Source organism: Shewanella sp. TB7-MNA-CIBAN-0143 (assembly GCF_040310065.1).
GTDB lineage: Bacteria > Pseudomonadota > Gammaproteobacteria > Enterobacterales > Shewanellaceae > Shewanella.
On the sequence record NZ_JBEOPL010000054.1, the window covers coordinates 1 to 1,644 of the forward strand.

At 44.6% G+C, this 1,644-nt stretch carries 1 protein-coding gene; it reads left to right on the top strand.

All coding sequences use genetic code 11. The features are described 5' to 3' along the window. Nucleotides 1-69: 69 nt before the first annotated feature. A protein-coding gene (locus AAEY97_RS21080; protein WP_338725138.1) for an IS3 family transposase occupies nucleotides 70-1,610 on the top strand; the annotation gives its coding sequence in 2 pieces (ribosomal slippage) (nucleotides 70-535 and nucleotides 535-1,610; 1,542 coding nt in all). Nucleotides 1,611-1,644 lie beyond the last annotated feature (34 nt).

Sequence of the window (1,644 nt, forward strand, 5' to 3'; positions counted from 1 at the left end):
CCCCCTGTGTCAGGATAGTTGTCGCCTCAATTAATTTACAAATAAACAGGGCGCGGTAAGTTAAAGCAAGTGAATTATCAAAGGCATTCAGTTCAATTTAAAGAAGCGATATTAAACAAGCTTAGTCAAAGTGATTTGTCGGTTCGTCAGTTTGCAGAGCAAGAAGGCATTAAGCTTTCAACCCTGTATAGTTGGCAAAAGCAATTTAATACCTCAGGGTTAAACGTGTCAAAAGTCAGTTCATCAGATAAGTGGTCAAGTGAGGAAAAGTTTTCAGTGGTATTGGAAACCGCCTCTTTGTCGGCAGTTGAGTTAAGTGAATATTGCCGAGCTAAAGGGTTATACCCTGAGCAAGTTAACGAATGGAAGCAAGCTTGTATTGCCGGCAATCCAAGCACAACACTCACGAGAAAAGCCAAGATAACACCTGAGGAGAAGACCGATAAAAAACGCATTAACGAGCTCGAGCGAGAGTTACGTAGAAAGGATAAAGCGTTAGCAGAAGCGGCAGCTTTACTCGTCCTCGGAAAAAAGTTCGATGCCTATTGGAAAGAAAAAGAGGAAGACTGATTTCGCTGACCGATAGGCAGAAATACGCGCAATGGGTCATCACCGCAGTAGCATCAGGTGCGAGGCAAGATAAGGCCTGTGACGTGATTGGATTATCAACAAGAACCTTACAGCGTTGGCGAATAGACGGTGAGATTGGCGCAGATAAAAGGCCTACAGTTACGCGGCCAGAGCCTGGGAATAAACTGAGTCAGGCTGAAAGACAAGGCGTGATTGATGTGTGTAACCGTGAAGAGTTTGCTTCATTACCACCAAGCCAAATTGTACCTATACTCGCCGACAGAGGTGAGTATATTGCTTCTGAGTCGAGTTTTTACCGTATCTTGCATGCAGAAAACATGTTGCACCACCGAGGCAAAGCTAAGCCGAGAAATGTTCATCAAAAGCCAACCAGTTATACGGCTAAAAAAGCGAACGAAGTGTGGAGTTGGGATATCAGTTACCTGCCTACAACGGTGATAGGAAAGCACTATTATCTGTACATGATAGAAGATATTTACAGTCGAAAAATCGTCGGTTGGGAAGTTCACGACAGTGAAACAGGTGAGCAAGCTGCAGCACTACTAGAGCGTACGGTCTGGTCAGAGAAATGCTTAAAGAAAAACGTTGTGTTGCACTCAGATAATGGCGCGCCCATGAAGAGCCTGACGATGCGAGCTAAGATGTACGATTTAGGCGTTGTGACCTCACGAAGCCGTCCAAGGGTGAGCAATGATAATCCATACTCAGAATCGCTATTTAGAACGGTAAAGTATCATCCACGTTGGCCTAGTGAAGGGTTTAAGTCGTTAGAAGCCGCGCGTAAATGGGTCAATGAATTTGTTTATTGGTACAACAACGAGCATCGCCATAGCAGGATTAAGTTTGTGACACCAAACCAGAGGCATGATGGTCTTGATGTGGGAATACTGGCGAAGCGAAAAGCGTTGTATCAGACAAAAAGAAATGAACATCCAGAGCGATGGTCAAAAGAAGAGCGAAACTGGCAGCCAATAGGCGCTGTGGAGTTAAATCCAGAGCAACACAAAGAAGCTGCTTAACAATTTAGGCGACAACTGTCTTGAAAAACGCCGT